Raw genomic sequence first — 24155 nt, 5'->3', positions numbered from 1 at the left:
GGCGCAGCCGAATAGTTTTCAGTAAGTACTGATCGCGTATAAACCACGTACGTGTCAGCGCATTTCTTGTATCAATCCGACGCTCGCGCGCCATGTGCTGCTGAGCTGAATCTCAGTTGATTCTGAGTTGATCCCGAATTCAGCCTTATTTTTAGATCTATTGCTTGTTTTTCGCGAATGTCATTGTGCGATAGTCATTGCGTGTTTGTCATAGGACTGCATTGACGCATTTCGCAACGCGCCATATAGACCTTACCATCGTTGCAGTCGACTCGGTATACTTCGATAGGGCCGTTGCGAGCCAATAAGCCAGCACCGGTTTTTGATTCACATTGATTTTGTTTCGCCAAACGCTCTACGGTCACTGAGGAACCGCCTAAACGGAAAGGCACTTTTTCAATTTTGGCCGGTACGCTTGGCGTCGCACTTGCTTGCGCTAATTGCGGCACTTCTTTAGGCAACGCAATCGAGATACCTGGACTTGCAACTTCAGCGGTTGGTGCAGCTGCAACCATCGGTGCTGGAGCTACTTGTGAGGCAGGCGTACTGACTTCGAGCGGTTTGTTGGTTTTGGTTGGGGTGTCTTGCACCGCGTAAGTCGTTGCCACTGGACTATTTGACTCCATTGCGTTTGCAGTGTTGGTCGCCGCCGGTTTCGCGATTGCAGCCTTGGCATCGCTAGGGTTGTATTCGCCACCAGAAATGACGCCTGGTGCTTTACACGCACTCAACAAAAATAAAGCACAAAGAGCCAGAGAGGATTGTCGTTTCATTGGAATGGTTTTTCTGCAATATTCTGCGAGGGTGGTCAAATAATAATCATCTGCTATTTAACCAAATTCCATGGGGTATGAGAAGCGAAAAGTGGCTTTGTGTTGGTGGAACGTTGTCATAGTGAATGTTTTTTAGTGCGGAGATGTGGGAAAAGCACTTTTACGATCTGATTGGGCTACAATCAATTCAGCACTTCAAGCCTACTTTTCAGGGGGAATCCTATGTTTTTAGATCATGCCAAGATTTCAGCGACCCATAGTGAAACCGAGCCAGACCGTATCGAACGTTTGAATCGTGTTTATGGTTACGCCATTGGTTTGGCTGACGCAGACGGCAATACCAATTGCATTACAAAATTGGCTAAACTGCATGACCACAAAGGTACTTTGATGGTGATCTGGCATTCGGCGCCGACCGAGCTAGAGCGGATTTATTTTATGAAAGCGTGGAAGAGTAAGGTCGGTGATGAGTCTACCCATGTTGAGCATGCCTTGATGTTGCATGATGCCGCAGAAGAAACGTCACAGGAAGCCGAGTAACGATAATAACGAGAACACCCACGCGTTTATTTGTCGCTAAATGGATGTGAACGAACTCGAAGCATAGAAACAGAAAATACCCCAGAACCATGTTGGTTGTGGGGTATTTTTTTAGGTTTGAGATTCGGAAAATGTGTTACGACACCATCATATCATTGAGACATCACGCAAACGCCTTTGCAGCTGACTTCAATCACAATTCCTCAATCAAAGCTGAGACACCTGTCCAGCCGATCTCAATCCCAATGCACAGCAAGATGAAGGCGGATAAACGCATCAGCACGGTCGAGCCAACATCGCCGAGGAAATTTTCAAGATTTCGTGCAAAGCGGTACGACAAATAGATGGCAACGGTGGTGATAAAAACGCCGATGGTGGCGGCGAGTCCAGTGATGAGCCAATCGACTGGTTTAGCAGGCAATTGCGCGCCAAGCGTGATTGAAGTGGCGATCGCGCCAGGTCCCACCGTGAGTGGAAAACTGAAAGGGAAGAAGCTGTGGCGTCGCAACTCTTCTTTGGTCCAGTTGCTGGCCGAGGCGGCGACGGAAGTACGCAGTTTGTCTTGCCCTTGATCATTCAATAGTTTCCAACCCGCCATACCCACCACAATACCGCCTGCGACTCGCACAATCGGTAGAGAAATGCCGAAGAAATCCAATACATAGGAGCCGACGAAGACCGCTCCCATCAATAAAAAGAAACAGTTAAAGGCGATTCGCTTCGCTAAGCGATTCGCCATGACTTGATCCATCGGTCCTGTCATCGACAGGAAAATCGGGGCGACGGCGATGGGATTCAAAATCGGCAGCAAAGTGACTGGTACGACGATCAGTGCTTTGACGAACACTGAGAGGGCAATACTCATGGGGGCTCCTTTGTCTTGTTATTAGAAATGTGGATATGCACGATTCGGGCATTATGCAGGAAAATTTCCTGCTGGGAAAATAATCGCCGCGATTGTGGCGAGTAAGGCACGGTCGTCGTCTTTTATGTGACTGTGGCCATGTCATGAAACCGACATCAAACTGTCATCGCGGTGTCGCATTCACTCTTTATTCTGAGCGCCAATCTAGGTGTTGAAGGTCTTTGTAACTCGGAGATGTCCGAATGTTCAAGGGCGTCAACACTACTCAAATCGTTTCAAAGATGATTGATCTGTCAGGCAATAAGGAGCCCTAAGCATGCGAGTGCTGACCATCCCGAGTGACGCGAGTCCTAGTTTTTCTAAACTGAGTTTGAGTCTTGCGAGCACAAAAAAAGAAGTCAAGGAAGTGCAGAAACTGCGTTACAAAGTCTTCATCGAAGCGATGGGCTTGACGGCCTTAGCTAATTCCGAAGGCTTGGACAAAGACGAGTTTGATGATTATTGCGACCACTTAATTGTGCGCGATACCAAGACCTTAAAAGTGGTCGGAACGTATCGTATCTTGGGGCCCAATGCGGCGCGTCAACTCGGTAAATATTACTCAGAGAGCGAATTTGATTTATCACGTCTTGAGCCGCTCCGTTCCGGCCTGGCGGAAGCAGGACGCGCCTGCATTCATCCCGATTATCGCAGTGGCGCCGTGATCATGATGTTATGGGCTGGCTTGGCGGCGTACATGCGCCGTGAACGTTGCAGTCATTTGATCGGCTGCGCGAGTATTAGTTTGGCGGATGGCGGCCATAATGCCGCAGCAATTTATCGCGGTTTTCAAGACCATGAATTGTCACCGCTCGAATATCGCGTGACACCGCATTTGCCATTCCCGATTGAGAATCTCGATGAAGGCCATGCCGCGCGCATTCCTCCTTTGTTGAAAGGCTATTTGCGAGCGGGTGCTTGGATCTGTGGCGAACCAGCCTGGGACCCTGATTTTCATAGCGCTGATTTGTTTGTGATGCTACCGATTGCCAATCTCGATAATCGCTACGCTAAACACTACGGCACCGAGGACTTAGCATCATGAAACCAGCCGATCAGTTCCTGAGTTTGGGAAGTAAAAAACATATGAAATCGAACAAGAAAGATGTCATACGCTTCCGGACGATTTGGATTTCTGATCTGCATTTGGGTACCAGTGGTTGCCAAGCGCAAAGACTTCTGGAGTTTTTGAAAGCGACTGAGTCAGATACCTTGTACTTGGTGGGCGATATTGTCGATGGTTGGCAATTGAAACGACGTTGGTTTTGGGATCAAACCCATAACAATATCGTCCAAGCGCTGTTGAAGAAGGCCAAGAAAGGCACCAATGTCATCTTCGTGCCGGGCAACCATGACGAGGCGGCAAGGCAATTCATTGCTTTAGATTTTGGCGGCATCAAAGTTCGTGATGAATTAGTGCACACCACGGCGGATGGTAAGCGCTTATTGGTGTTGCACGGTGATCGATTCGATGGTGTGATCGCTTGCGCGAAATGGTTGGCGTATCTGGGTGATAGTTTGTACAGCGTGATCCTCAAGTTGAATCAGGTTTTCAATCACTGGCGTGTCAAACTTGGCCTACCGTATTGGTCACTCTCGCAGTACATTAAAGCCAAGGTGAAGAACGCCGTTTCGTACATCACGCAATTTGAAGAGGCATTGGCGGCGGAGGCACGTAAGCAAGGACTCGATGGCGTGATTTGTGGGCACATCCACAAGCCAGAAATTCGCGACATCAACGGCATCTTGTATTGTAACGATGGCGACTGGGTTGAAAGTTTGTCTGCTCTAGTAGAGGAAGCGACCGGTGAATTGCGCATCGTTACTTGGCATGACATCGTGCCTCAGTTTGACAAGGCACGCGTCAAGCAAGAAATGGTGTTTAATTGGGTGGTGTGAAAAAGGAGAAAGCCTCGACTTCCATCCGCATCAGTCGAGGCCATATCACTAGGTCTTTGGAGCGCAACGATCGCAGGCGATGATGCCGACCAGCATCGCGCCGACGAACGCAAAACCCTTCGCGCTGCCATAGCCGAGCAAAACCAAAGCAGGCCCAGGGCAAATACCAGCGAGCCCCCAACCGAGGCCAAACAACAAACTGCCGAGTATCAAGCGGCGATCGATCATTTTCAAGAGTGGCCATTGCATGGGCTCGCCGCTCCAGCTAGTCGCGCGTCGACGTAATACATAAAACGGGATGCAAGCGATACCAATGGCACCCATCATCACAAAAGCCAACGATGGATCCCATTGGCCGGCGAGGTCCAAGAAGTTTACAACCTTGCTCGGGTTTGCCATGTCGGCGACGATTAAGCCAAATCCAAATAGTAGACCGAGCAAAAAAGAAAAAATCAGTTTCATGACGGTCCTTTAGCTCAAGTGGAGAAGATGACGCAGCACGAAGACCGTGATGAAAGCGCTCGTCATAAACAGCACCGTGGCGACGATGGAACGGAGCGAGCCCCGTGAAATGCCGCACACGCCATGGCCAGACGTGCAGCCACTACCCAAGCGCGAACCAAAGCCAACGATGAGGCCAGCGATGATGCATTGAGTCCAAGAAATATCCAGACTCACATTCTCGAGTGGCAAAAATGGCAGTGCTGGTAGGAACCAAGCGTAAATCGGGGCTGCCAGTGCAAGCCCCAGCATAAATGCGTAGCGCCAGGTCGATGCGCGATAAGGGGCTTTGCAGGCTTCCGCGATGATGCCAGTGATGCCAGCAATGCGGCCTAAATACGCCATCAGTAAGATGCTGGCTAAGCCTATGCAAAGACCTCCAATGAGGGCGCTGACAGGCGTAAAGTGTGTCCAATCGATCTGCAACATGTAATGGTCAAGGTGTGAGCAGTTGAAATAGGTGCGACATGCTTGATTGTGGCATTGCCTAGCACATTTAATAATTCTTCCCTGCGGCGAGCAGGGAAAGATTGCTGCATTTTACCTCAGTTAAGGATGCACGCCGCACACTGCGCGCTGCTCACATCTGTGGCATCAACCGGACCAGAACTGATGAGATGTAATCGGTTTTAGCTGGCAAGCCAAGCGTCGACGTGTGTTGCGGTTTGTACTTTGCTGGATGGGTCAAGGACGGGCTCGCCTTTGCTAAGCTGCAAGGGAAGAACTCCGGCCCATACTGGGAGATCCATATCTTCGTCATCGTCATTGGGGCCGCCACTGCGGGTCTTACACATCGTCTCATCTAATGCGATGCGTAATACCGTGGTGCCCGCGAGTTCTGCGAAGTTACCCGCTCTCACTTGTGCTTGTCGACCAGGTACTAAAGATTCGAGAAAGTGCGCCAACGAGGCGGCTTTTTGTTCACTTGGAACCACCTCAAAACTGCCGTAAATCATGGCGGAGCGGTAATTCATCGAATGATTGAATGCGGCGCGTGCCAGCACTATGCCGTCAATGTGAGTAATCGTGACGCAAGCCTGAATTCCTTTTTGAAGTTGCTTCATCATGCGACTAGCGTTCGCCCCGTGGATGTACAGATGGTTATGTTCGCGCCAACATGCAGTGGGGATGCAATGAGTGCCGTGTTCGTCTTGGAAAGCAACATGGCATACATAAGCGCTGTCGATCACCTGGTAGAGAAATTCTTTTTCAGTACGTGCATTTTTGGGGATACGTCGAATTTGCGTCCGACTCTGAGCCTGATTTTGTGTTGACTCCTTCGTAGTCGAGTTTTCCTGGTCTTGATTGACTGGTTCTACATCTGTGCTCATCGTACGGTCTTTCTACAGAAAAATTAATGGTGGTTAATCTTGGCTAGTCGTGGCAATTCATCCCAATTCATGGGGTGAAGCTTCTATTGCAGTAGCGCTCACTGTAATGTTATGCTGGTTCTAAAACAAGATCCAAAATGGATATATTTTTTAGGACTACGAAATGGATTTTCAAGTTGCGTGGCATCGATATCTGCAAGAAGGTAAGCGTCGAAAAGGCGAGGGCGAGAAATGGAGTACACAACGCCAGTTACATGCTTTCCTACGCCAATCAATACAAACCGGCTTATTGCCCGCCGGGAGTAAGCTGGCTTCCTCCAGAAACTTAGCCTTGGAGCTTGGCATAGCACGCAATACTGTGGTGTACGCCTATGAACAATTGCTCAGTGAAGGTTTTGTCAACGCGAATCGCCAAGGTAGTGTGGTGAATGATATTGGCGTCATGCTCGATAAAAATCTAGTGAGCCATGATCCAGATAAGGCGGTGGGATCTTTATCAAAACGCGCTGAAAGTTTGATCGACTTGCCGGTGCCTGCCGAACTGAGCGGCGCATTCGCGCCTGGCATACCAGCGGTGGATACCTTTTCTACGCTACGGTGGCGACGTCTTTTGGAGCAAGAATGGCGTCGCTGCACACCGCGTGATTTAGCGTATGGAGAAGCGTGCGGTGAAACGACTTTAAGAATCGCCATTGCTGACTACCTACGCGCTTCTCGTGGTGTGATCTGTGACGCGGAGCAGGTTTTTATCACTGACGGAACGCAAAGCAGTTTGGATCTGTGTGCCCGCGTATTTGCGGACGCTGGCGACAAAGTTTGGATAGAAAATCCTGGCTACGTTGGTGCGCAATTGGCGCTGAAAGCGGCGCAGTTGAAGATGATAGGCATTGAGGTGGATGATGAGGGTATGGCGCCACGGGCGCAGGACTGGAGTCAACATCAGCCGAAACTGATTTACGTCACGCCTTCGCATCAATATCCGACCGGGAAAGTGATGAGCGTCGCGCGGCGGCTGGACCTATTGCGGCAAGCAAAGCAACATCAAAGCTTGATCATTGAAGATGATTACGACAGCGAATTTCGTCACGAAGGCCCGCCACTGCCTGCCATGCAAGGCCTGATTTCAGATGCGCCCGTCTTGTATCTGGGGACCTTTAGTAAGACGCTCTTTCCGGCGATACGAGTGGCGTATATGATCGTTCCGCAAAATCTGACCTCCGCTTTGCGCTTGCATTTTCAACGTGCTTTTTTGCGAGGCCGCGCGATTGAGCAAAAAGCCTTGGCGCGTTTCGTTTCAGAAGGCCATTTCGCTCAGCATGTGCGACGCATGCGCCGTCTTTATCGAGAGCGCCGTGATGCCTTGGTACAGGCATTGGAAGACTATTTGCCAGAGGATATCGAAGTGCATGGCGATACTGCGGGCATGCATTTGGCATTACGTTTTGTCGAAGGGCAGCATGGCATGCGTAGTGACCTTGATATCAGTGAGCGTGCTTTGCGAGCGGGCCTTGTGGTGCCCGCACTCAGCAAGCTCGCTGTGGGGCGCCGTCACAGTGCGTGGCGGGGATTGATGCTTGGTTATGCGCAAATACCCGCTGATCAAATGCGAGCGAAAGTGAGAGCGTTGGTGGACTTGTTTTAATGAGATCCTTTTTTAGGTATCACCATGAATTACGGCTGATCCTCGTGCGCTGAGGTATTGAGATCGACTAACGAGACGACTTCAAAAAATCAGGATTGTCCTGTAAGGCGCGATCAATCGAAGCCACCATCAAACACATCAAGCATAAAGCGGCACTGTATTCGCAGCCGCCAGTTCCCCATTCCCCGACGAACCAGCCTAAGGGAATGTGAATAATGATGATGCCGCCGAGGCTGATGCCGAAGAAACAGAGGGCGACCCATTTCGCACATTTATTCCATATCAGAAGTGGTCCGCCAATCATTTCAATTGCGGTGGCGAGATACGGGACGAAGTAGGCGAAAGGCACATTTCTTTGCGCGAGGAAGGTGCCGAAGTCGTGGAAGTAATTGGCTTCGAAAAATCGCATGCTGGCATGCGCCATGAAAAGTCCTGCTAAACCTACACGAAATAGAAAGTAACTTTGGCGTACGCTGAGGTAGGGGAAGTTCGCGACTAAGTTAGATAAGGCCTGCATGTTGATGCTCCATCAAAAGGATGCGCTGCATTATGAAATGAATTGTCGGAGGAGTTCGGCAAGAAGGGATGGAACACCGACACCTAGTGACGGCGCTCAACCAGCGGCAAATGCATGGATCGAGCTAAAGCTGTTGGAAGCCTTTAGATCTTCACGTTCGATAAAATATGTAGTCAAACTACTTAATTGATGGCAACTTTTGGCTGTTTGTTTTCAATTCATTGTTGGAATCTGAAAACTTTTTAAGTTGTTGAATATATTTAAGAAATCAGATCTTTATTTTGTTTTCTTTGCGCCACAGAATTCTCGACTTATGAATCAAAGCGCTTTGGTTTGTAGCGAAGCTACTCTAGTATACAAATCAACCTAGGCTTAATACTACCGTCTTAGTGTCTAGGTGCAAATGCAGTGAGCCCATCGTGCAAGGCTGTATTTGAGTTGGGGTGAACGCGATCTCAAGAATCGCACATCGAGGTAGAACGAGTACGGTACGAACAAGATAGTTCGACCGCAAAAAGAGTGCGCCGATCCCGGTAAGCACGACCAAACTTTACTGGAAGAGACAAAATGAAATTGACGACAAAAAAATGGCTGTCGCGGGTGATGTTGGGCGCGGCCTGCGTAATGCTGCTAGTCCCCATGCTGAGTGTGAGCTCAGCGCAAGCAGCGGTACTGAATCCACGTGGCACTTCGGTGCAAATGTTCCATTGGAAATGGAAAGATATCGCGAAGGAATGTACCAATTGGCTTGGACCTCAAGGTTTCGGAGCTGTTCAAATATCGCCACCAACCGCAGCTATGAATGGCGTGAATTGGTATGACATTTATCAGCCCGTCGATTACACCAGCTTCACCAGCAAAATGGGAAATCTCACTGAGTTTCAAAGCATGATTACGGCTTGCCATAATGCGGGTGTGCGAGTGTACGTTGACGTGGTTGTCAATCATCTCTCAGCTGCGACGGGCACGGCGACTAACGGCGCGAGCTTTAGTGCTTCGAGTTTGACCTATCCACGTTTTAGCGCATCTGATTTTCATGCCAATTGCGCGATACAAGATGCCGACTATGGCAGCCCAGGGAATCGCAACAGCATTACGAACTGTCGCTTGGTTGGCTTGCCTGATCTGAACACAGGCAGTGCCTACGTACAAACTCAGATCAAGAACTATTTGACGAGCTTGATCAATATGGGTGTGGATGGTTTCCGTTTCGATGCCGCAAAACATATCGCGCAAGCCGATTTACAAGCAATTTACAACGGCATTGGACACACCAGTTTAGCGGGCGAGTCGCTGTGGGTGACGCAAGAAATTATCCCCGACGGTAATGTCGATCGTAATTCTTACTTGAGCATTGGTACGGTGAATGAGTTTAAGTATGCGTATGCCATGAAAGCCATGTTCCGCAACGAAAATGGCAATAGTATTTCGCAGATCCGCGCCATTATGGGGACGCCAGGAAATTGGGGCGGCACATGGGGCTTTTTGAGTTCCGCCAGCGCGACGGCCTTTGTCAATAACTGGGATACAGAACGTAGTGGCGATTCCATGAATGTCGCCAACAAGACGGGTGCGGTACCGAATGATACGGTCGGAAGTAAGCGCTACGATTTGGCGAATATCTTGATGTTGGCATGGCCATACGGTGATGTGCAGTTGCATTCCGGCTTTAACTTTAGCAACAAAGATGCTGATGCACCGACCGCCAGCCCTTTCGATGCGAGTGGTAACCCGAAAATCAATCAAGATTGGGACTTTGTGCATCGTTGGTCCGACATCTCCAATATGGTGGCGTTCCGTAATGTGAGTAATGGACAGGGCGTCGATAATTTCACCACTGGCACGGCGAACCAGATCGCTTTCAATCGTGGTGCGAAAGGCTTCGTCGCGCTCAACAATGAGTTCAGTGCATGGAACGCAACGTTACAAACATTGTTACCCGCCGGCGTTTATTGCAATGTGGTGCGGGGTGTTTTGAATGCAGCGAAAACCGATTGTACTGGTGAGAAAATTACGGTGGCTGCGAATGGTACCGTTAGCCTGAGTATCCCAGCGAACGGTGGTAGTTTGGTGCCTGCGGTGGCCTTGCATATCAACCAAAAAGTACAGGGTGGTACCAACACTTGTACATCGGTTCCAGTCACTTTCCGTGTCAGCAATGCCAATACAGTGTTTGGCCAGAATGTATATGTTGCCGGCAATCGTGCTGAGCTTGGTAACTGGGCTCCTAGTAGCGTGAATTTGTTGACGATCCAGGGTAGCGGTGCCAACGTACCGTGGTCACGCACGATACAGTTGCCGCCTTCGACAGCGATTCAATTTAAGTTCATGAAGAGTGGCGCGGTTGCCAATGTATGGGAGCGTAATCAAGCCACTGCGAGCGGCAATCGTGAAGCTGTCACACCAGCTTGCGGCAGTAGTTTGGTGCTCGATGTTGGTTCGTTCCAGTTTTGATAGCTTTGGGGTCCAAAGTTGGATCCCATACCCGTGAATGGATCGAAAGATAAGCTGAGATTCATTTAAATTGATTTCATCAATCCGGAATGCAAAAGAAGCCGTTCGTGTCACCACGAGCGGCTTTTTTATTTTGAGAAATGGGCCTAGCTGATGCTGTCGGTCTTCGCTTGTTGCGCAGCAATGGCGCGTAGCTTGTCTTTCTTGCTAGGGCGTTTGCCTTTGATGCCACCGTTAGGATCAGAGACATTGGCACGCTTGGCTGACTCGAGGCTGCTTGTCGAGGGCTCAAAACCTTTGATCTGTTGCCGTTCAAGTTTGAGGCCGTGACGTTTTTCGATCAAGCGAAAATGAGCTTCGTTGGCCGCATCGGCGCAGACAAAGCTAATCGCAAGGCCAGATTCGCCGGCGCGACCCGTACGGCCAATTCGATGTAAGTAATCGTCTGCCGAACGAGGTAAGTCATAGTTGAGGACAACTGGCAATTGGCTGATATCAAGCCCACGTGCTCCGACGTCGGTTGCCACCAAAATTTTTACGCGGGCCGCCTTAAAGTCTTGAATCACTTGTTCGCGTTTGCCTTGAGTCTGTTCACCGTGAAAAGCTTCTGCACTGATATGCAAGCGACGCAGTTTGGTCGCAAGTAGATCAGCCGTGTATTTGCTGGCGACAAACACCATCACGCGCGACCATTTTTTCTCTTGGAATAAATGTTTCAAGAGTTGTGTGCGGCGCGGCGCTTCTACGTGAATCGCAATTTGTTCAATCGCGGGTGCGGTCACCTCGCTCGTTTCAATGTTGACTTTCAAAGGGTCATGCAACATTCGCTCCGCCAAGGCGGCGATGCTGTTAGTGTAAGTCGCCGAGAAGAAAGCATTTTGGCGTTGTGCTGGAAGCAGTTTGAGCACTTGCGCGAGCTCGTCAGCAAAACCAAGAGCCAACATACGATCGGCCTCGTCCAGAATGAGATGTTGGATGGCATCGAGCTTGAGCGCATTTTTGCTGATGAGATCCAGCAAACGTCCCGGGGTTGCAACGACAATGTCGGCACCACCGCGCAAATACAACATCTGCGGATTAATGGAAATACCACCGTATAAGACCGCTAATTTCGGTGCACTTTGAGCCATGAGTGGCCCAGCACTGAAACGGCGCAATTGCTCACCCACTTGGATCGCGAGTTCGCGGGTCGGTACCAAAATGAGCGCGTAAGCTTTGCGCGCGCCAGTTTGCTCACGGCGAGGTGTCATCAGAAAGTGATGCAGTAAGGGCAGCACAAATGCCGCGGTTTTTCCTGAGCCAGTTTGGGCGCACGCCAACACATCTCTGTTTTCGATCAAGGCAGGAATGACTGCAGCTTGTATCGGCGTCGGTTCTTGGAAGCCAAGACTTGCGAGATTGGTGACGAGGGGTGATGCGAGGCCAAGGTCTGGAAAATTCATGCTGGATAAAGTGCGATGTGCTTGAGTTTGATGCCCAGCGCAGGCTGTAATGCGCTTGCGATATTTTTCTGGGTAATCAATGAGAGGCTGCATTGTAAACCATCGCTGATCCGGCGCACGCTTTTGCATCCGCGTTTTTCGCTAAGATCGCTTAAATTTCATCAAAAGCTTATCAAAAATAGGAAAAGAGACATGTTTTCTGAAAGATTCGAGTGTATGCCTAGCATCGCGAGGATGTTCGATCAGGTTCTCTTGTTTGCCATAATGATCTTGATGGCGCAGTCGAGCACGGTAATGAGCCAAGCGTTGAAGGCTCGATTGGGCAAGAAGACAGATGATTGGAAACGCTTGCGTTTTGACGACAGGAGCGTTGAGAATAGCAGGACGCAAGATCAAATCAGCTAAGAACCAAAAACACATGCAAGACGTGCAAACAAAACTGGATTCCGCTTTCCTGCGCGATGTGGGCTTGAATCTTCAAGCGGCGATACCGCTTGAGCAATTGCCGGAAACGCTGCGTCAACAGTTGCATCAAGCCTGCCCACAAGCCGCTGATTTCCGTCAGCTACTCTTGTTTGGCAATGGAGGACCGCGCTTCTGGCAAGCAGCCCAAACCCACATGGAGGCGAACGCGAATCTTACCAATGCACAAGAGGCGCATCCTTTGGATCAATTCTCGATCACAATGGTAGAGCAGTTTATCCGTGATGAATTGGGTGCTGAGGCGAGCTACCTGTTTCTATATCCTGGTTCTTTTACCTTGAATTTGCAGAGTTTGGGGAGTCTCTTGGCCTGGCATCAAAACTCGCCCTTGATGATTGGCATTCATCCAGAATTCGGTTTATGGTCGGCCTATCGCGTGCTTGTGCTCTGCAATTCAAACTTTGCCAGCTCGCTGCCATTGCAACAGCGAAGTGCAGAGCAGAAATCTGTTTCGATCTGCGTTGCATGCCAGACGCGTGCTTGTGTCCAAGCATGCCCAGCCAACGCGATGGATCATGCAGGATTCCATCTCGATCGATGTTGGCAGTATCGAAGTCAGGAGGAGTCAATGTGCCGAGTGCGTTGTGTGGCTCGCCTGGCCTGCCCAGTTGGAACTGAGCACCGTTACAGCGACGAGCAGATTCATTACCACTACGCGCAGTCTTTGGTCTTCATGCGCAAATAGAAGCGCGGCTTATTCTGTTTTGCTAGTTCAAGAATTTTCGACTCTATGAACTTATGACCCTATGAACTTATGAAATCACCATTTTAAGAAAGCATGGAGTCTGATGCTGCAAACAGATTCACGCATCTATCGGGCGCGCGATAAGACGCGGACCGGTGTTTCACAGTCGTCGCGAAAACCCATTCTTAGATACAGTTCATGAGCGTGATGATTGTGGCTCATCACATGCAAAAACGGCGTTTCACCGCGCGCCAATTGGCGACTAATGATGATGTTCATTAAACGGCGTGCTAAGCCTTTTCCTTGGAAATCAGGATGCGTGCAGACGCCACTCACTTCGTGAAATTGCCCCGCATGCATACGCTCGCCACTCATGGCGACCAATTTTTGATCTTGAAAATAAGCGAGATAGTCGCCCAGTTCTATGGTTCTCAAACCAAATGGACCCGGATTGGTCAGCCGCGCTAATGCCACGGCTTGTTCGGCATGCTCGGCTAACACCGGGGCCAAGACCAAGTCGGGATAACGACTACGATGAGTGTCCTCATCGGCCTCTAAATCAATTGAAGATGCATCGCCTTGCCATATCATGCGATACATTTTAGCGTCGGCATGAAGGGTCCAACCATCCGGTACAGTGCCTGTCCAACCACCACAGTAAAATTGCTCACCGATCTCGAAAAGCTCCGTCAAGGCGTGAAAATCGGCTTGATCTTCTTGAGGAAAACCAACAATGGGAGAGAAGCCTGTGCTGTAACGGCGTGCTCTCGTGTCGCCCGTCGAAAAATGACGATGATGGCCGTTGAGGCTTTGCCAAAACACATTGTGTAAAGGAGATTCGGTGGAGGAAGAGAGGGAAGGCTTGCTTAACATTTTTCGTACTTCCAATTGCGGCGTTTGCCCTCTGCCAACCATTCTAATGTTTGTGCAAGGCGTTTGGTGCGAGTCGCGTCAGTCTTTGCCTCCACGTACCATTCGACATAATCCTTTTTGGCTGAATAGGAAAAGCCTTCGAAGGTCGCCAGTGCGGCAGCGTTTGTTTGAAGTGCCGCGCTGAACTCCGGTGGTATGAGCAGTTCGCGTGGCTGGGTGGCTTTGTCGCTGGCGTTCTTGGCCGCATTTCTTTCGTTACGGGTTTGGATTGGGCCTTTGGTGCCCGCATCTTGCAATTTTTTAGCCTGTTTGATGAGTTTCGCAAATTCTTTGTCGGATGGTAAATCCGCGAGCGTCGTGATGCGACCGAATTGTCCCATTGCTTCGCTACTCTTGCTGTCGATCTTGTGGTCGATCGTCATCGCTTCGGCGAGCCAAAAACCAAAGCTGCAGTGCTGTTTGAACGCGGCAAAACGGCAAAAAATACTGCCGCCATACTCAAAGTGCGGCATGCTCCATTTAATCGTTTCATTCGCCTCAGGGCAGTGTTGATGCACGAGTTCGCGCAGATGCCGCAAAATATCATGGGCAAATGGCGCTGCTTTCTCTATGTATTGATCAATCCGAATATCTCGCGTTCCCACTATGTATTCTCCTTAAGCGATCACACTGCGTAGTTCTTCTTCGATGTTGGCGATGACAGGTTCCCAATCGTAGATTTTTCTTTGTCGGAATAGGCGAGCGGAGGGATACCACGGTGTGTCCTGTCTTTCTAACATCCAACGCCAGTCTGGATTGAACGGCAACATGATGAAAGTCGGCTTGCCAAGAGATCCTGCGAGATGGGCGATCGAAGTGTCGACCGTAATCACGAGATCCATCTGTGAGATTAAGGCAGCGGTTTCCAGTAAGTCGTCGAGTTCATTGCCGTGAAAGGGAATGCCATACTTTTGTAGGCTGTGTAGATCCGCGTCGCTGATTTCTTTTTGCAGGCAGTGAAATTGCGCATCCACCTGCAAGAGTTTTTCAAACACAGCAAACGGAACGGAGCGTTTCTTATCATGCACAAAGTCGCGACTACCTGCCCAGACCACGCCAATTTTTTTGCGGGTTGATGGCTGGATCTGGTTGGCCCAATCATGCAGAGCTGAAGAGCCGATTTGTTGATGCTCATAATAGCTCGCGCGCGAGGGTACCGAGTTGAGATCGGTGCCACAGAGTTTAGGCAGGCTCATTAAGGGCGCATGCAGATCAAAGGCAGGCAGCGGATCGCCTTGTGCGATGACATGCTGTATGCCAGGTAGTTGCTTGAATAGTGTGACCAAGGGCGGCTGTACTTCGAGTATGGGAATCGCGCCTCGCTCCAGGAGCTCTATCGCATAGCGAGCAAATTGTATGCTATCCCCCAAGCCTTGCTCCGCGAATACAAGAATACGTTTGCCCATAATGGGCAAGATACCATCCCATGCTGGTTGCAAGAATGGTCGAATCTTGGTTTTGAAAGGATCGCAGCGCCAACGCCATTCATATTGTTGAAAGCCGCGTGCCAACTGTCCTTTGGCGAGTAAAGCAAAAGCGATTTCGAAATTCGCTTCGGGAAAATTCGGCGTGAGTTGGATGCTATGTTCGAGATCGACCAAAGCAGTATCGTAGCGTTCCAAGCGTAAGGAAGTTTTGCCGCGATCGAAATAGGCAAATGGATGTTGTGGGTTCAGCGCGATGGCACGATCGTACTGCTGTATCGCTTCTTGATAACGTTCGAGGCCGGTTAGCGCGAGGCCATAGTGATGGACCATGTTAGGATCATTCGGCTGCAGTTGAAGCGCCTGTTCCAAGGCGATGCGAGCGCCTTCAAAATCTTTTCTATCATAGGCGATGCGGCCTTTGTTATGCCAGACAATGGCGATATGCGGGGCGATCTTGAGTACCGTTTCATAGCGTAGCAATGCTTCATCGTAGCGACCCAGTTGCTGTAGCATTGACCCACCGTTAGCTAAGGCTTCGATTGATTGCGGATCGAGTTCGCGCGCTTGTTCGAAATAGGATAATGCAACTTCGAGATGCTCGCTTTGCATATGAAGCCGACCCAGCAATAAGACCGCGGGTAGCAGGCGCGGATTTTGCTGCAGAAAGGTTTCTGCGTGCGGAATGGCTTGGTCGATTCGATTGATTTCTGCAAGGAGTTCCGCGAGGCGAAAATGCGCCAAGCTCAGTGACGCTTGTTGTTGCAGCACGGCCTGGTAAGCGTGAATTGCTTCTTTGATTCTTCCGCTGCGCTGCAAGGCTTCACCAGCCAGCATATCAAAGTCAACCAGATGTAAATTCGATTGTCTCGCTTGATTGAGCAAGTGAAGCGCCTGTTCGAGCTGGCCAAGATCGATTGCTAAACGAATCGCGTTGAGATAGGCAGGGGCGAAGCGAGAATCCAGTTGGAGACAGTCTTGATAGCTTGTGAAAGCGGCTTGATGCTGTCCTTGAGCGGTGAGCAATCCTGCCAACATAAAATGAGTATCAAGATGCTTGGCGTCGATCTGCAATGCGGCTTGTAGGGCGGCTTCTGCCTCGCCGATGCGACCTAATTGAATCAGTGTATAGGCATGATTGGTGCGGAGACTGAGATTGTGTGGTTCTTGATGTATCGCTTCCGACAACATCGGCTCAGCACCAGAAAAGTTCTGTTGTTCTAAGGCGTGGTTGATCTGGTCTTTGAGAGAAGCGCTAGGGCCATGGGGCTGCGTTGGGGCTGCAGGTGCGGTCGAATGTTCTGCAGCGGTTTCCGTCTTTGGTTTTTGATCGGTGTTGGAAGAAGCACCAAATAGTTTAGTGAGTAATTTGCGCATAGGGATTTGCGTTGGTACGACGAGCCATATCGAAGTCAATTCGACGATGGCTCAATCTACGGCAATCGATATGGGCTGTCAATCTATGGTAGAGGTAGAGATCGATGTTGGGCTGATCAAACTGTCCTGAATGGCGAGCTTACTTCGAGGGGATTTCAATTGTTTTTGGAGGTCCTAAGAATGTTGCCTGCCTTTTGTTTTGTAAAAAAATGCCAGTCCGTTCTTCGATTACCTTCTTCCAAGTGGCGGCTTGGAAGTTGGCATTAAAAGTTTGTTCCTGAAAAATCGTCTTCAGTTGCGGCATGATTTTTTCTTTATCTTCGAATTTGATCTCTTTTTCAAAACGCACTATGAAATCGATGGTTTCGCCTTTGTTGGGAGAAAAGTGAAGGGTCGATTCTAGCTTGAATGGGCTAATTTTTGTGAGCTCTGCGCGTCGTTGTGGATCGAGGTCGTGCCTGAGCTGATTGGCATTCGCTGGATTCACAGGTTCCGACCATGAAATGCTTAATCGTGCGGGGATGTTTTCCGTGGTTTCGACAGGCTTATTGCAGGCATGCAGGCCAGCGATTGAAAGTACGATGAGTAGTGGTAGTAAGTAACGCATGGCCAGGATCGTAGTGCTAAGAAATATGAATAGGTAGCTTGGGTGATTGCGTGATTAAGTGAACGCTTGATTAAGTGATGCGGGCCATCAACTGCTCATCAATAAAACGCCCCTCACTTTTGAGGTGGGTGTAGTTCTTCAAGATTCCTTCAACTTGAAAGCCCACTTTTTCATACAGGCGAATCGCGCGGTGGTTGTGGGTTGCTACACTGAGTTCAATGCGGCGAATCTGCTTGCTGGCGGCAAGCTCGAAAATGGCATCAAACATGCTCAAGGCCAAGCCCTTACCTGCGAATTCTGGGGCGATGGCAAGCCCGCCCAAATACGCGATGTGATCGGTTCGATGTTGTAAGGGGATGAATTTGAACATGCCTGCGCTTTGTCCCTGATCTTCAAATACATACAAGACGCCGCTGCGCAGCAGTTCCTCATAAATTGGCGCAAAGCTTGCTTCATCCATCAACTCATACAGCAAGTAGGGATTGATTTCCGGATGCATATAGAGTCGATAGAAGAAGGAGAAATCTTGGCTGGTGGCGTTTCTGATCATAGATGGAACCTAATTACAAATAAAGTTGGACGACCAACTCACGTGTACCAGAGACGGCATCGCGCGACCCAGTGCGAGTCAACGTCAGTATGCATTCTCAAACTGAAGACTTTGCTGTTGACTTCACTATGCCCGCTCATTTCTGGCAAAGTCGAAAAACTGCACATTAACTCATTTAGTGCATATTTTGCAAGTTTATCTAAGGGCCTTTGCTCACTAGCATTCGTTTGTATGGATCTTGCGTTTGCGTATCCCGTGGGTTGCCCTTTGAAAAACTCACTGAATCGATAAATTGACGCCGTTTACGCGCCTTGTTATGGCAAATGAAATCAAGCTCAGCAACATACACTCTTGTTAGCTTTAATTTTTAGTTTGTTAATGATGGCGGACTGGGCGTGACGCACATGAATTTTTGCCTTCTTGCACTGTAGTAGGGCGCGTTCGTTCATAGGTCGGGAGGACTTTGTCATGGACGAGATGATTACCCTGGGTGCAGAAGAAGAACTGCAAATTGTCGATCAAGTGAGTTTGGAACTCGCGGCGCATGATTTCGATCGCGGTGTGCGTGATTTTCCTGATCAGAACGGCAGCTCATCGTGCGAGCTACATAAAGCCGTGGTGGAACTTCAGACACCGATTTGCTATACCCCAGATCAGGTGGTCGCTAGTGTTGCTAGCATGCGCGAGGTGATTCGCAAGCGAGCACAGGCGCAGGGCCAAAGAATTTTGTCGGCTGGGGTCCATCCTTTTTCCAATTGGAAAAACCAAGAGATCAATGGCGAGCAAGATAAGCATCAGCACTATATTCGTTTAGTCGATGAATACGCCGACATCATGCGTAGTCTGATGTCTTACGGTTTTCATGTGCATCTTGGTGTGCCGCAGGGCATTCCGGTGATGCCGATCTTTAATTCTTTGCGGAATCGGCTGGCACCGGTGTTTGCTATTTCACTGAGTTCGCCGTTCTTTGAAGGGCGTGACACGGGCGTACAAAGTTGGCGTCATTCTATTCTTGATCGCTTGCCACGCATGGGGACGCCCGATATTTGGGCTTCCGAAGAAGAGTATTTCAAACACATCGAAGTGCTACGTAAGGTCGGCACGCTCGAGGCGCAACATGGTATGTGGGAAGATCTTCGCTTACATCATCGCTATCACACCTTAGAAGTTCGAATCTGTGATGCGACCCCTTCCTTAGAGCATATTTGGTTGATCACGGCTTTGCTCCAATGTGAAGTGGCAAGCTTGGTGCGCGACTATCGACAAGGAAGCCTGCCGCGTCCGCAATCGCGCGCCTGTCTTGAGGAAAACAAATGGCGGGTACGCCGTCGTGGATTGGCCGCCGAAATTATCGACTGGGAAAGTGAAACTCCGATCGCCTTACATGATTATTTCGACCAGTGGTTGGCGCGACTGGCTCCGGTGGCGCATGAACTTGGACTGTATCGTGCGATGGATGAAAAGTTGCGCGCCTTGTTTTTACATGGCGCTTCATCCGATATTCAACGTGGCATTTTCCAACGCTCGGCGAATTATCAATCGGTCGTTCAACATTTGATTCGTGAAACCGAAGACGCGCACTTCGCGCCAGCTTACTATGTTCAATAATCTCACATCTTCATCTGCACCTTCATCTGCATCTCTCTCGCAGCAGCTTCAAGGGTTTCATGCTGCGCCGAGCTTTAGCAAGAGTTCGACACCGTTTGATCCTTTGGGCATGGAGCTGTTAGCCGAACGCCCTTGCAGCAAACAGGCGATGCAAGACAGCTGGAGTAACTATGCGCATACCAGCTATTTGCCGCAACAGCCGAATCTGTTTTCCGAATGGCCGTTGATTGCCACACACGATTTGCAGCATCGTTTGCAACAGCGCCTCAATGGTTTGGTGCAAGCCTTACAAGGCAAACTCGGCGCGCATTGCATGCAGGGGAGTGGCTGGCAGAAGCATCATGCGGCTGATGTCTTAACGGTCGATTTTGCGATTGTGAAATCCGGTGCGAGTTGGGATATTCGTTTGGTTGAGTGCCAGACTTTTACGTCGCTGCTGGTCACTGGCTTCCATATTCATCAAGTACATCAAGAACGCTGGCCCAGTCTGGCATCGACCACGGCTTGGGATCCCCGGATTGGCAGTTCCTATTGGCTCGATTGGTGTCGCCGTTGGGTCGCTGGGGATGGCACCGCAGCGATTCTCGAGCATCAGCCGTGGCAACGCGGCACGCTGTTTGATTTGCATGCGACTTCATCGCAATGGGGTTTGCCTTTGATCGAACCGCACGAACTCAAAGTCGATCAGCACGGACAACTGTACACAGAAAGAGACGGCGTTCGTGGCGAGTGGCAGCAAATTTTGAATCGGCTGATTTTGAATGAGCTCGATGATCGTGCGCAATTTGTTGATAGCATTGCGTCCAATAACGCCAAATGGCATAGCCATCCAGCTTGGTACGATCTGGTGCAAAAAGGCGTCATGGCTGAATTAGAAATTGAAGGGGAGCCGCGCTCGATCGCTCTAGAAAACTGGCGGGAACTCAATCTAGCCGCCAAAGATGTGGTCGCGAAGCATAAGTATTCATGCTCAGGTAAGCAGATTTATATTGGCCCTTCAGAAGCAGATTTACTGCGTATTGAGGATCCACAGAATTGGATCGTGCAACCACGTTTTGAATCGCTGCCGATCTTCACGAATGCGCAAGGCCAGTCTGCTTTTGCTGAGATTCGCTTAGTCGTTCGCTTGGAGGCCTTACAAGATCCTATGATCGCGATGCAATTGGTGCGAGTCCATTATGATCAACAAGCGTCTGCCAGTTTCTTCAAAGGGCGCGAAGGTGAGGGCGTCACAGTCTTGCACCGACCACTGTGAGTTCTGCCATTGTGCTTGGCAGAACTCTTGATGGCAGCAACGCTTAGTGCAACTTAATGCGCGGATTTCTGACGCGATCAATGGTTTCCGCCCACGTCGATAACCACGTGTGGAACCAACCGTTGACCGCGACCTGGTGATGTTTGTGCAGCGACCAATACATCCATTTCGCCAGGGTCCCTTCAATGAAGACAGAACCGCTGGCAATCGCTCCCATCAAGCTACCCACGGTACTGTAATTACCGAGTGACACCAAAGAGCCATGATCCTTGTAGTGGAAATCTTTGAGTGATTTGCCGTCGATGGCACGACACAAAGAATCAGCTAAACAGGCCGCTTGTTGATGAGCTGATTGGGCGCGCGGCGGTACATTGGCGAGACCTTCTCCTTGTGGACAAGCACAGCAATCACCGAGCGCAAAAATCGCAGGATCACGCGTTGATTGTAGATTCTGATGCACCACTAGTTGGTTGAGACGATTGGTTTCAAGGCCATCGAGATCGCGCAAAAAGTCTGGGGCTTTGATGCCTGCAGCCCACACCACTAAACCACTCGGAATAAACTTGCCGCTGGCCATGGCCACGCCTTCCTTGCTCACTTCCACCACGCGTTCATTGGTGTGAATTTCAATCGCGATGCTACGCAATTCTTTCGCAACGGAATCCGACAAACGTTCAGGTAACATTTGCAATAAGCGTGGCGAGGCATCGACGATAACGATTTTGAGATCTTTTTCAGGATGGAAATTGACCAGGCCATAGCTCGATAAGATCTTGGTCGTCATATGCAATTCTGCGGCGAGTTCGACCCCCGTAGCGCCGCCACCGATGATGGTCACGGTGAATCGACCATCGCCAGCTTGTTGCTCAACTGTCTGCGCGCGCAGGCAGCAATTGACGAGTTTTTGATGGAATTTTTCGGCGGCAGGAAGGGAGTCCAACATGATGCAGTTTTCCTTGGCACCTTTGGTTCCAAAGTCGTTGGTTTGGCTGCCGAGCGCAATCACCAGTTGATCGTAGTGAATCGCTTGTTGCGGGAGTAGTTCATTGCCTTCTTCGTCGAAGGTAGGGGCGAGATAGATTTCTTTCTTGTCGCGTGATAGGCCTTGCATGCGGCCCAAACGGAACTCGAAATGTTTACTGCGCGCGAGTGCAAAATACTCGCGTTCGTCGGCGTGGCTATCTAGGGTCCCAGCTGCGACCTGATGCAAAAGCGGTTTCCATAAATGGGTACGGCTCGCATCCACTAAAATGATGCGGGCTTTGCGCTTTTTACCGAGGCGTTTTCCGAGCCTGACTGCGAGCTCGAGACCGCCTGCTCCACCACCGACAATGACTATTTGATGCAGTGCTCCTTCATGTTGCGTGACCATGGGCTTCTCCGTATGTAAAAATCTAGACCGAATGGAGCAAGGGGAGAGTGCCCAAGTACGAAAGTACACCATTCGGTCTAGATTCTCTGGATGCCGCTACGGATCAGCTGGGGGAGTTTGAAGTCTCCGAGATCGAGCTGATTCGCCGAGAATTTGTTGCATTGCAAAATGCATTCTACTCCCATTTCTTGATTTATGTCAGGTCGTACTTCCGTCGGAGAAATGCGTTCCGTGTGGCAAGTATTGCGTCGTAGAAGCTATCTTAGTAATCGTCACTAAACCAAGACAGCCCTGAAAGAGCCAAGCACTCAGCGGACATCGGGTATGATGGCGTTCCGCGATTCTGCACGGTCCTCGAGTGAGGTTCTCCAAATTGATAAGGAAAAGTATGTTGAAGAAGTTTGTAGTCCCAAGTATCTTGGTTTCGACGTTGATAGGTTTGGGTCTGAGTGCCTGTGCTGAGGCTGGTGTAGTCATGCCCAAGGCGCGTGTTTTGAGCGAGCAGGAACGTGCTTGTAAGTCGTATGACGATTGGAATGAGCCGACACCAGCGCGTCATGTCTATGGCAATACGTGGTACGTGGGAACTTGCGGCATTTCCACGATTTTGATCGCCAGTCCGCAAGGCCACGTGGTCATCGATAGTGGCACTAACGAATCGTTTGAAACGCTCAAACGCAATCTCGAAAATTTGGGCATTCGCCTGCGCGATATCCGCGCCATTTTGACAACCCACGAACATCATGATCACGTCGGTGGTGTATCTCGCTTGCAGGAAGTTAGCGGCGCTGTGGTGTATGTGCGCGAAAAAGCAATGAAGGCGATGGCAACCGGGAAGATTGATCGCACAGATCCGCAATTTGAAATTCTGAAACCAATGCGTCCAGTGAAAAATCTTCGTGTCGTGAAAGATGGGCAGACTTTGAAATTGGCGGGCACCCAATTCCACAATATACCTATGCCAGGCCACACGCCGGCTGGATCAGGATGGCGTTGGAAGCAGTGTGAAAACTCGGTCTGCCATGAGATCGTTTTCTCCGACAGCTTGGGCTCGATCTCCGATGATCACTATTTGTATTCCGCCCCGGATGGCCTAGGCATTAGCTTGCGCCAAAGTGCAGAACGCTTAGCTGCACAGCCTTGTGATATCTTGATTACAGGTCACACCGGCGGTAGCAACATCTTGCCGCGTTTGGATGGGAAAGATAAATTGGTCGACACAGGGGCTTGCAAAGATTTGGCCAAAGTGGGCATTGAAAATCTTGATAAGCGTCTAGCTGAAGAAGCCGAAAAGAAAAAGTAGCTTAGCGAGCTGGTTCGCAAAATGACAAATAGTCCTAGAGCGGTATCTTTAAACTCTGTTCTAGGACTTCCATCACAACCGTCGTTTGGTAGCGTTCCACCATGTCATTATTTTGGAAAAAATCACGACCGATACGTTCATAGTCAGACATATTTTTCACTAACAGCATCAGAACGTAGTCGAATTCCCCCGCCACGGCATAGCTTTGCTGTATTTCCTTGATTTCACTTAAACTCTGTTGGAACTTGGCGTTAATCTCGCGTCCACCGCGTTGTAGACGTAGCATCACAATTAATCGAAGGTAGCTGCCAAACTTCTCGGCATCCAGTACAGCCTGTTCGGCTTTGATTACACCATCTGCTCGAAGACGTTTGATGCGTCTTTGTATCGCGGTCGGCGAGAGAGCGATTTTTTGCGCTAGTGCTTGCGAGCTCTGCTGACAGTCTTCTTGTAAAGACTTCAAGATCGAAAGATCGAAGGCATCTATCTCTGGTTGGCCCGTGTTATTTGCTGGCAATGATTTTGGGTGATTGTTCATGCCAGCAGTATAGCGGCGAAACTTGGAATTAAAAAGCC

Annotated in this window: 23 protein-coding genes; 9 read left to right on the top strand and 14 right to left on the bottom strand. The window is 49.8% G+C overall.

From position 1 onward, the window contains the following. Positions 1–194 precede the first annotated feature (194 nt). Positions 195–773: a hypothetical protein gene (locus RF679_RS13705; protein ID WP_309481196.1), complete on the bottom strand. Its 579-nt coding sequence runs from the start codon at positions 771–773 to the stop codon at positions 195–197. Between the two features lie 222 nt (positions 774–995). Between RF679_RS13705 and RF679_RS13700 the strand changes: the two genes are divergently transcribed. Then, positions 996–1313, top strand: coding sequence for a hypothetical protein (locus RF679_RS13700; RefSeq protein WP_309481195.1), 318 nt, complete (start codon positions 996–998; stop codon positions 1311–1313). 193 nt (positions 1314–1506) lie between these two features. Here RF679_RS13700 and RF679_RS13695 read toward each other — a convergent pair whose 3' ends face one another. Beyond that, positions 1507–2178, bottom strand: a complete 672-nt coding sequence (locus tag RF679_RS13695; protein ID WP_309481194.1) for a MarC family protein — start codon at positions 2176–2178, stop codon at positions 1507–1509. A 316-nt stretch (positions 2179–2494) separates the two neighbouring features. Here RF679_RS13695 and RF679_RS13690 point away from each other — a divergent pair, with 316 nt between their 5' ends. Together RF679_RS13690 and RF679_RS13685 are read left to right on the top strand one after the other, a co-directional pair. Further along, complete coding sequence (locus RF679_RS13690; protein WP_309481193.1) at positions 2495–3262, top strand: GNAT family N-acetyltransferase; 768 nt, start codon at positions 2495–2497, stop codon at positions 3260–3262. Next, positions 3259–4116 (top strand): UDP-2,3-diacylglucosamine diphosphatase, encoded by an 858-nt coding sequence (locus RF679_RS13685; RefSeq protein ID WP_309481192.1) that lies wholly within the window; start codon positions 3259–3261, stop codon positions 4114–4116. The genes RF679_RS13690 and RF679_RS13685 overlap by 4 nt, the downstream gene beginning before the upstream one ends. A gap of 48 nt (positions 4117–4164) precedes the next feature. Here RF679_RS13685 and RF679_RS13680 read toward each other — a convergent pair whose 3' ends face one another. The 3 genes from RF679_RS13680 to RF679_RS13670 all read right to left on the bottom strand — a co-directional run bounded on the left by RF679_RS13680 (position 4165) and on the right by RF679_RS13670 (position 5948). Beyond that, positions 4165–4578, bottom strand: coding sequence for a YeeE/YedE family protein (locus RF679_RS13680; RefSeq protein ID WP_309481191.1), 414 nt, complete (start codon positions 4576–4578; stop codon positions 4165–4167). A gap of 9 nt (positions 4579–4587) precedes the next feature. Then, positions 4588–5046: a YeeE/YedE family protein gene (locus RF679_RS13675; protein WP_309481190.1), complete on the bottom strand. Its 459-nt coding sequence runs from the start codon at positions 5044–5046 to the stop codon at positions 4588–4590. A gap of 200 nt (positions 5047–5246) precedes the next feature. Next, entirely contained in the window at positions 5247–5948 is a 702-nt protein-coding gene (locus RF679_RS13670) for a pyridoxamine 5'-phosphate oxidase family protein (RefSeq protein ID WP_309481189.1), read from the bottom strand. Between the two features lie 163 nt (positions 5949–6111). Here RF679_RS13670 and pdxR point away from each other — a divergent pair, with 163 nt between their 5' ends. Next, positions 6112–7590 carry a MocR-like pyridoxine biosynthesis transcription factor PdxR gene (gene pdxR, locus RF679_RS13665; protein WP_309481188.1) on the top strand — a complete coding sequence of 493 codons (1479 nt, stop codon included), beginning with the start codon at positions 6112–6114 and terminating at the stop codon, positions 7588–7590. 67 nt (positions 7591–7657) lie between these two features. On the opposite strand, the gene RF679_RS13660 is transcribed toward pdxR, so the two are convergent. After that, on the bottom strand, positions 7658–8107 hold the full coding sequence (locus tag RF679_RS13660) for a DoxX family protein (RefSeq protein ID WP_309481187.1): 450 nt from the start codon (positions 8105–8107) through the stop codon (positions 7658–7660). A 567-nt stretch (positions 8108–8674) separates the two neighbouring features. Between RF679_RS13660 and RF679_RS13655 the strand changes: the two genes are divergently transcribed. Next, on the top strand, positions 8675–10561 hold the full coding sequence (locus RF679_RS13655; protein WP_309481186.1) for a carbohydrate-binding module family 20 domain-containing protein: 1887 nt from the start codon (positions 8675–8677) through the stop codon (positions 10559–10561). A gap of 146 nt (positions 10562–10707) precedes the next feature. Here RF679_RS13655 and RF679_RS13650 read toward each other — a convergent pair whose 3' ends face one another. Continuing rightward, positions 10708–12096, bottom strand: coding sequence for a DEAD/DEAH box helicase (locus RF679_RS13650; protein ID WP_309481185.1), 1389 nt, complete (start codon positions 12094–12096; stop codon positions 10708–10710). Between the two features lie 325 nt (positions 12097–12421). Here RF679_RS13650 and RF679_RS13645 point away from each other — a divergent pair, with 325 nt between their 5' ends. Continuing rightward, complete coding sequence (locus tag RF679_RS13645; protein ID WP_309481184.1) at positions 12422–13171, top strand: hypothetical protein; 750 nt, start codon at positions 12422–12424, stop codon at positions 13169–13171. Positions 13172–13297: 126 nt separating this feature from the next. Here the strand turns inward: RF679_RS13645 and RF679_RS13640 are convergent, their stop codons facing one another. The 5 genes from RF679_RS13640 to RF679_RS13620 all read right to left on the bottom strand — a co-directional run bounded on the left by RF679_RS13640 (position 13298) and on the right by RF679_RS13620 (position 18041). Then, a complete protein-coding gene (locus tag RF679_RS13640) occupies positions 13298–14044 on the bottom strand; it encodes a GNAT family N-acetyltransferase (protein ID WP_309481183.1) in 747 nt (248 codons plus the stop codon). Beyond that, positions 14038–14688, bottom strand: a complete 651-nt coding sequence (locus tag RF679_RS13635; RefSeq protein WP_309481182.1) for a YdeI/OmpD-associated family protein — start codon at positions 14686–14688, stop codon at positions 14038–14040. Before RF679_RS13635 ends, RF679_RS13640 begins: the two co-directional genes overlap by 7 nt. A 12-nt stretch (positions 14689–14700) precedes the next feature. After that, positions 14701–16884 (bottom strand): tetratricopeptide repeat protein, encoded by a 2184-nt coding sequence (locus RF679_RS13630; RefSeq protein WP_309481181.1) that lies wholly within the window; start codon positions 16882–16884, stop codon positions 14701–14703. A 139-nt stretch (positions 16885–17023) separates the two neighbouring features. Beyond that, positions 17024–17491, bottom strand: a complete 468-nt coding sequence (locus tag RF679_RS13625; RefSeq protein ID WP_309481180.1) for a hypothetical protein — start codon at positions 17489–17491, stop codon at positions 17024–17026. Between the two features lie 70 nt (positions 17492–17561). Beyond that, positions 17562–18041: a GNAT family N-acetyltransferase gene (locus RF679_RS13620; RefSeq protein WP_309481179.1), complete on the bottom strand. Its 480-nt coding sequence runs from the start codon at positions 18039–18041 to the stop codon at positions 17562–17564. Positions 18042–18509: 468 nt separating this feature from the next. Here RF679_RS13620 and RF679_RS13615 point away from each other — a divergent pair, with 468 nt between their 5' ends. Together RF679_RS13615 and RF679_RS13610 are read left to right on the top strand one after the other, a co-directional pair. Next, positions 18510–19649 carry a carboxylate-amine ligase gene (locus tag RF679_RS13615; protein ID WP_309481178.1) on the top strand — a complete coding sequence of 380 codons (1140 nt, stop codon included), beginning with the start codon at positions 18510–18512 and terminating at the stop codon, positions 19647–19649. After that, positions 19639–20904, top strand: a complete 1266-nt coding sequence (locus tag RF679_RS13610) for a hypothetical protein (RefSeq protein WP_309481177.1) — start codon at positions 19639–19641, stop codon at positions 20902–20904. The genes RF679_RS13615 and RF679_RS13610 overlap by 11 nt, the downstream gene beginning before the upstream one ends. Positions 20905–20947: 43 nt before the next feature. On the opposite strand, the gene RF679_RS13605 is transcribed toward RF679_RS13610, so the two are convergent. Further along, positions 20948–22276 (bottom strand): NAD(P)/FAD-dependent oxidoreductase, encoded by a 1329-nt coding sequence (locus tag RF679_RS13605; RefSeq protein WP_309481176.1) that lies wholly within the window; start codon positions 22274–22276, stop codon positions 20948–20950. Positions 22277–22664: 388 nt separating this feature from the next. Between RF679_RS13605 and RF679_RS13600 the strand changes: the two genes are divergently transcribed. Further along, a complete protein-coding gene (locus RF679_RS13600) occupies positions 22665–23579 on the top strand; it encodes an MBL fold metallo-hydrolase (protein WP_309481175.1) in 915 nt (304 codons plus the stop codon). A gap of 34 nt (positions 23580–23613) precedes the next feature. Here RF679_RS13600 and RF679_RS13595 read toward each other — a convergent pair whose 3' ends face one another. Beyond that, positions 23614–24117: an Lrp/AsnC family transcriptional regulator gene (locus RF679_RS13595; protein ID WP_309481174.1), complete on the bottom strand. Its 504-nt coding sequence runs from the start codon at positions 24115–24117 to the stop codon at positions 23614–23616. Between the last annotated feature and the right edge of the window lie 38 nt (positions 24118–24155).

The sequence above is a fragment of the Undibacterium cyanobacteriorum genome (assembly GCF_031326225.1).
Lineage (GTDB): Bacteria > Pseudomonadota > Gammaproteobacteria > Burkholderiales > Burkholderiaceae_D > Undibacterium > Undibacterium cyanobacteriorum.
This window is presented reverse-complemented; position numbering and strand designations above follow the sequence as displayed.

Coding starts and splice junctions, on each gene's coding strand:
- RF679_RS13705 (WP_309481196.1), bottom strand. CDS start 773: ATGAAACGACAATCCTCTCTGGCTCTTTGTGCTTTATTTTTGTTGAGT.
- RF679_RS13700 (WP_309481195.1), top strand. CDS start 996: ATGTTTTTAGATCATGCCAAGATTTCAGCGACCCATAGTGAAACCGAG.
- RF679_RS13695 (WP_309481194.1), bottom strand. CDS start 2,178: ATGAGTATTGCCCTCTCAGTGTTCGTCAAAGCACTGATCGTCGTACCA.
- RF679_RS13690 (WP_309481193.1), top strand. CDS start 2,495: ATGCGAGTGCTGACCATCCCGAGTGACGCGAGTCCTAGTTTTTCTAAA.
- RF679_RS13685 (WP_309481192.1), top strand. CDS start 3,259: ATGAAACCAGCCGATCAGTTCCTGAGTTTGGGAAGTAAAAAACATATG.
- RF679_RS13680 (WP_309481191.1), bottom strand. CDS start 4,578: ATGAAACTGATTTTTTCTTTTTTGCTCGGTCTACTATTTGGATTTGGC.
- RF679_RS13675 (WP_309481190.1), bottom strand. CDS start 5,046: ATGTTGCAGATCGATTGGACACACTTTACGCCTGTCAGCGCCCTCATT.
- RF679_RS13670 (WP_309481189.1), bottom strand. CDS start 5,948: ATGAGCACAGATGTAGAACCAGTCAATCAAGACCAGGAAAACTCGACT.
- pdxR (WP_309481188.1), top strand. CDS start 6,112: ATGGATTTTCAAGTTGCGTGGCATCGATATCTGCAAGAAGGTAAGCGT.
- RF679_RS13660 (WP_309481187.1), bottom strand. CDS start 8,107: ATGCAGGCCTTATCTAACTTAGTCGCGAACTTCCCCTACCTCAGCGTA.
- RF679_RS13655 (WP_309481186.1), top strand. CDS start 8,675: ATGAAATTGACGACAAAAAAATGGCTGTCGCGGGTGATGTTGGGCGCG.
- RF679_RS13650 (WP_309481185.1), bottom strand. CDS start 12,096: ATGCAGCCTCTCATTGATTACCCAGAAAAATATCGCAAGCGCATTACA.
- RF679_RS13645 (WP_309481184.1), top strand. CDS start 12,422: ATGCAAGACGTGCAAACAAAACTGGATTCCGCTTTCCTGCGCGATGTG.
- RF679_RS13640 (WP_309481183.1), bottom strand. CDS start 14,044: ATGTTAAGCAAGCCTTCCCTCTCTTCCTCCACCGAATCTCCTTTACAC.
- RF679_RS13630 (WP_309481181.1), bottom strand. CDS start 16,884: ATGCGCAAATTACTCACTAAACTATTTGGTGCTTCTTCCAACACCGAT.
- RF679_RS13625 (WP_309481180.1), bottom strand. CDS start 17,491: ATGCGTTACTTACTACCACTACTCATCGTACTTTCAATCGCTGGCCTG.
- RF679_RS13620 (WP_309481179.1), bottom strand. CDS start 18,041: ATGATCAGAAACGCCACCAGCCAAGATTTCTCCTTCTTCTATCGACTC.
- RF679_RS13615 (WP_309481178.1), top strand. CDS start 18,510: ATGGACGAGATGATTACCCTGGGTGCAGAAGAAGAACTGCAAATTGTC.
- RF679_RS13610 (WP_309481177.1), top strand. CDS start 19,639: ATGTTCAATAATCTCACATCTTCATCTGCACCTTCATCTGCATCTCTC.
- RF679_RS13605 (WP_309481176.1), bottom strand. CDS start 22,276: ATGGTCACGCAACATGAAGGAGCACTGCATCAAATAGTCATTGTCGGT.
- RF679_RS13600 (WP_309481175.1), top strand. CDS start 22,665: ATGTTGAAGAAGTTTGTAGTCCCAAGTATCTTGGTTTCGACGTTGATA.
- RF679_RS13595 (WP_309481174.1), bottom strand. CDS start 24,117: ATGAACAATCACCCAAAATCATTGCCAGCAAATAACACGGGCCAACCA.